Origin of the sequence: Streptomyces sp. MBT53 (assembly GCF_016654115.1) — a bacterium.
Taxonomy (GTDB): domain Bacteria; phylum Actinomycetota; class Actinomycetes; order Streptomycetales; family Streptomycetaceae; genus Streptomyces.
Genome location: NZ_JAEQAZ010000357.1, coordinates 1 through 4,294, shown reverse-complemented (window position 1 = coordinate 4,294; position 4,294 = coordinate 1). Strand labels below are relative to the sequence as shown.

The window sequence follows — 4,294 nt, the reverse complement described above, 5'->3', positions numbered from 1 at the left end:
CGCCGGAACCCGCTCCGGCGGCGCCCCCGCGGCACGCCCCGCCAACGGCAACTCCCCCGCAGGTCGGCCCAGGCTCGGCACCGCCCGCGCCGTAGCCGCCGTCGTGGGCGCGGACCCCGCGATCGAGGCGCTGCGCTCCGCGTCCAGCACCGCGCGGAACCCCGTGCCGGTGAAGGACGGGTTCTGCCACGTGGGCAGGCGCGCGCCGAACCCGGCGTCGGCCACCCCGGTACCGCCGGACGCCGAGGCCCGCTGGATCGGCGCCAGCCCCGGCCAGGCGGCCACCGTCACAGCAGGTCCCGTAGTACCCGTAGAACCCGTAGAACCCGTAGTACCCGTAGTACCTACGGAGCCGGGGTCGGAGTCCGACCCCCCGGCCCCTCGCCCCCGCAACCGGTCCAAGAACCCCACCGCTCAGCCCTCCGCCCCGGCTCGCGTCACCAGGGACGCGATCTCGCCGGTGTAGCGGCGGCGGTCGTGGTGTTCGAGGTCCAGGATGTCCTCCAGGCTCCAGTGGAAGTGGTAGGCGACGTACGCGATCTCCTCGTGCAGCCGGTCGGTCGCGTACGTCACGATTCCCCCAGGCGGCTCCCGCCGAGCTCCACCTCGAAGGGTTCCGCGCAGTGCGGGCACTGAACTGCCGCGCGGGTGTGGCCCTCCGCGTTGATCTGGCGGTAGAAGTCCTGGAGGAAGGCGAGGTCGGAGGCGAACATGTTCTCCACGATCCCGTCGTGGACCATTGGAACGGTCCCGAGCCTTGTGATCACCCGGCCGAGCAGCACCACGGACAGGTACGCCGGGTTCTCCTGCACCCGGACGTCCCGCAGCGGCACCAACTCGTCGCGCGCGGTGGCCAGTCGCATCACACCGTCCTGGTGGACCGTGCCGGACTCGTCGACGTACCCGCGCGGCAACTGGAAGGGGAACTCGGTCCGCAGCGTCTGCCGTACGGCCGGAGCGGCAGTCGGGGCCGGGGGCTGTACCGGGTCCGCTCCCACCTCGGCCGAAGACTCCGCACCCGGCATCGCCGCAGCCGGCGCCCCCGCCCCCGAACGCCGCATTATTCGATGACCAGTTCTTCGAACACGATGGTCACGGACTCGGTGAGCGCGGCGGCCTCGCCCGCCTTCACCGTGCTCGCGTCGATCTTGCTGCACCAGGCGTTGCGCAGGTGGTAGCGCTTCACGGGGTTGTTCTGGAAGTCCATCATGATGATCGACGCGTTCTTGCGCGCGGTGGTCATCTGGCCGGAGATCGACTCGTTGATCCACTGGGTGAACGAGGCCGACTGGGTCATGCCCCGGATGACGGTGCAGGTGCCGTTCTTCTTCACGCCCGGCAGGTTCTTGACCACGTTCTGGCCGTTGGGGGTGTTCTGCTGGTAGGTGATGACGTCCTGCTCGATGCTGAGGCCGCTGACCTCGGCGAGGTACTCGACCATGACGCCGTCGATCTGCAGGCCGAAATTGTGTGAGGTGAGGGCGTCACCCGGCTGGAGACTCATGAATTCGCTGTCCTTCTAGGGGTGTTGAGAACTGCCTGGAGCGGCGAGCGGCGAGCGGCGATGGGCTCGCCGGGCGCGCCTACTCCTCCAACTCCCCGCTGCCGCTGGAGAATTGAGCCAGCCGGAAGATCACGAACTCGGCCGGCTTGACCGGTGCGATGCCGATCTCGCAGACGACCCGGCCGACGTCGACCGACTCCGGCGGGTTGGTCTCCTCGTCGCACTTGACGTAGTACGCCTCTTCGGGCCGCTGCCCGAACAGGGCGCCGCTGCGCCACTCGTTGACCAGGAACGCCGAGATGTTGCGGCGGATGCGCGCCCACAGGGCGTGGTCGTTCGGCTCGAACACCACCCACTGGGTGCCGATCAGGATCGACTCCTCCAGGTAGTTGAAGTACCGGCGGATGTTGAGGTAGCGCCAGGCCGGGTCGGAGGACATGGTGCGGGCGCCCCAGACGCGGATGCCGCGGCCGGGGAAGGCGCGGATGCAGTTGACGCCGATGGGGTTGAGCAGATCCTGCTCGCCCCGGGTGATCTGCGTTTCGAGGTCGACCGCGCCGCGTACGACCTCGTTGGCGGGCGCCTTGTGCACACCGCGCTCGGAGTCGTTGCGGGCCCAGATGCCGGCGATGTGGCCGCTCGGCGGGATCAGCCGGGACTGTCCGCTGGACGGGTCGAAGGTCTTGATCCACGGGTAGTACAGGGCCGCGTACTTGGAGTCGTAGCCCGCGGTCTCCTGGCGCCAGACGCGGATCTGACGGGCGTTCAGGCTCGGCGGCGGGTCGATGACGGCGACGCGGTCGCCCATCAGCTCGCAGTGCGCGATCAGGCCCAACTGGACCGCCTTGACGGCCTCCAGGTCGATCGCGCCGCGCTGGTAGGCGGCCATCAGGTCGGGGACCGCGACCATGGAGATCTCGTCCACGGCCTCCAGGCCGCCGAAGCCGGTGCGGTCGGCGGAGTCGCCGAGGTAGGTGGCGGGGCCTGGATGTGACGTCGAGTCACTTCCCCTGCCGGGTACGGCGGGTGCGGCCGGGGCGGCGGCGGGCGCCCTGAGCGCGACCGTCTGGTTGTCCGGACGGGCCAGCTGCGCGGCGGGCGCGGCCTCGGTCACGGCGATGAGCTTGGACCGTTCCTTGACCTGGGTGACGACGTAGTTGCGGCCGCCCTTCTTGGCGGTCACGTCGAAGCTCTCGACGTCCCGGCCGGCGTCCTTGACGATCAGCCGGAACCGTTCGGCTGGTCCCTCGCCCTCGGCGTCGGCCACCTCGACGGTCAGGTCGCCGGACGCCACGGCGGTCACGGCGAAGGTGCCGAGCTGGGCCGGTTCGCCGGGCGGCAGCGCTGCCGGAGTCGCGGAACCTCCCACGGCGGACGGGGACTTGGCCTCGGCGCCGGTGCCCTCCGCGGTGCCGCCGACGCGGACGACGTAGGCGGCCGAACCGCCGTTGTTGAAGAAGCCGTAGACGGAGTGGGCGAGGAAGTACCCGTCGGTGAACTCACCGAAGGCAGCCACGTACTGCGTCCAGTTGGTCACCAGGGTCGGCTCGTTCAGCGGACCGGTCGGGGCCAGACCCACGAAGGCCGCCACCGAGGTGCCCACTCCCTCGATGGGGCGCGAGCCGCTGGCCACCTCCTCGACGTAGACGCCGGGCGACAGGTAGGACGGCATGCTCTGCTCTCCTCGGGGTACGAGATAAGACGCTCTTAACCCTCACGCGCGTCCCCCGGCCGCCGAAACGTCCTCGGGTGCCTGTCTCGGGGCAACTTCCGTGCCCTCAGGGGCAGTCCGGGCGACTGCCGCGACCTGCCCGGCGGTGCCCTTCCGGTCCGTCGCGGCGGATGTCCTCGCCGCTCGGGCGGCAACCGCGTTTACGACGGCGCCCCTTTGGGCAACCCCCCTTGCCCCGGCGGCTCCTGACGTTCTCTCACCATCCGTCGTAGCGTCGGCGCATGAGTCTGTGGACCTCCCTGGAGCCCGCGTCCGCGACCGTCGATCCCGGTGGCAGTACCCGAGTGCGGCTACGGCTGCGCAACACCGGCGACGTCGTGGACGAGTACCGCTTCGAGCCGGTCGGGGGCATCGCGCCCTGGACCACCGTGGAGCCGCAGACGCTGCGGCTCTACCCGGGTACGACGGGCACGGTCGACCTGACGTTCGCGCCGCCCCGCACCCCGGACGCGACGGCCGGCCCCAACCCCTACGCGGTCCGCATCACGCCGACCGAGCACCCGGAGGCGGTCACCGTCCCCGAGGGCAATCTGACGATCACCCCGTTCACCGAGGTGCGGGCGGAGCTGGTGCCGCCGACCGTCAAGGGCCGGTTCCGGGGCCGCCCCCGACTGGCCGTCGACAACCTCGGCAACACCAAGCTGACGGCGTCGATCAGCGGCAGCGACAACGGCGACCAGCTGTCGTACGACATCCATCCGGGCAATGTGCAGATCGAGCCCGGCCGGGCCGCGTTCGTCAAGGCGTCGCTGAAGCCCCGGAAGATCATCTGGTTCGGGCCGAAGGAGCAACGGCCGTACACGCTGAACGTACTGCGGTCCGGCGCCAACCCCCTGCCCGTGGAGGGGACTTACCTCCAGCGCGGGTTCCTGCCGCGCTGGCTGGCGACCTTCCTCGGGGCCGTCCTCGCGCTCTCGCTCACCTTCCTGATGCTGTGGATCGCGTACAAGCCGCAGGTGAAGACAACCGCCACCGAGCAGCTCAAGGACGCCGGCGTCAGCACTCTGGCGCCCGCTCCCTCCCCGACCGCGAGCGTGCCGGCGCCGCCCACCGCGACG

General features: G+C 70.4%; 5 protein-coding genes and 1 pseudogene. 1 reads left to right on the top strand and 5 read right to left on the bottom strand.

Annotation, left to right across the window (positions count from 1 at the left end; translation table 11 throughout):
- From JHN45_RS50735 to JHN45_RS50715, 5 genes are all read right to left on the bottom strand, one after another.
- Nucleotides 1-291, bottom strand: a 291-nt coding sequence (locus tag JHN45_RS50735; protein WP_201056241.1) for a hypothetical protein, incomplete at its 3' end; no start/stop codon positions are given.
- Between the two features lie 123 nt (nt 292-414).
- A complete protein-coding gene (locus tag JHN45_RS50730; RefSeq protein WP_200716683.1) occupies nt 415-573 on the bottom strand; it encodes a DUF6760 family protein in 159 nt (52 codons plus the stop codon).
- Complete coding sequence (locus tag JHN45_RS50725; protein ID WP_201056239.1) at nt 570-1,061, bottom strand: hypothetical protein; 492 nt, start codon at nt 1,059-1,061, stop codon at nt 570-572. The genes JHN45_RS50730 and JHN45_RS50725 overlap by 4 nt, the downstream gene beginning before the upstream one ends.
- Complete coding sequence (locus JHN45_RS50720; protein ID WP_019063375.1) at nt 1,061-1,504, bottom strand: phage tail protein; 444 nt, start codon at nt 1,502-1,504, stop codon at nt 1,061-1,063. Before JHN45_RS50720 ends, JHN45_RS50725 begins: the two co-directional genes overlap by 1 nt.
- Nucleotides 1,505-1,583: 79 nt before the next feature.
- Entirely contained in the window at nt 1,584-3,176 is a 1,593-nt protein-coding gene (locus JHN45_RS50715) for a phage tail sheath subtilisin-like domain-containing protein (protein WP_201056237.1), read from the bottom strand.
- A gap of 281 nt (nt 3,177-3,457) precedes the next feature.
- On the opposite strand from JHN45_RS50715, the pseudogene JHN45_RS50710 reads away from it, so the two are divergent.
- Nucleotides 3,458-4,294: pseudogene (locus JHN45_RS50710) on the top strand (DUF4232 domain-containing protein); the annotation flags it as partial.

Coding starts and splice junctions, on each gene's coding strand:
- JHN45_RS50720 (WP_019063375.1), bottom strand. CDS start 1,504: ATGAGTCTCCAGCCGGGTGACGCCCTCACCTCACACAATTTCGGCCTG.
- JHN45_RS50715 (WP_201056237.1), bottom strand. CDS start 3,176: ATGCCGTCCTACCTGTCGCCCGGCGTCTACGTCGAGGAGGTGGCCAGC.
- JHN45_RS50725 (WP_201056239.1), bottom strand. CDS start 1,061: ATGCGGCGTTCGGGGGCGGGGGCGCCGGCTGCGGCGATGCCGGGTGCG.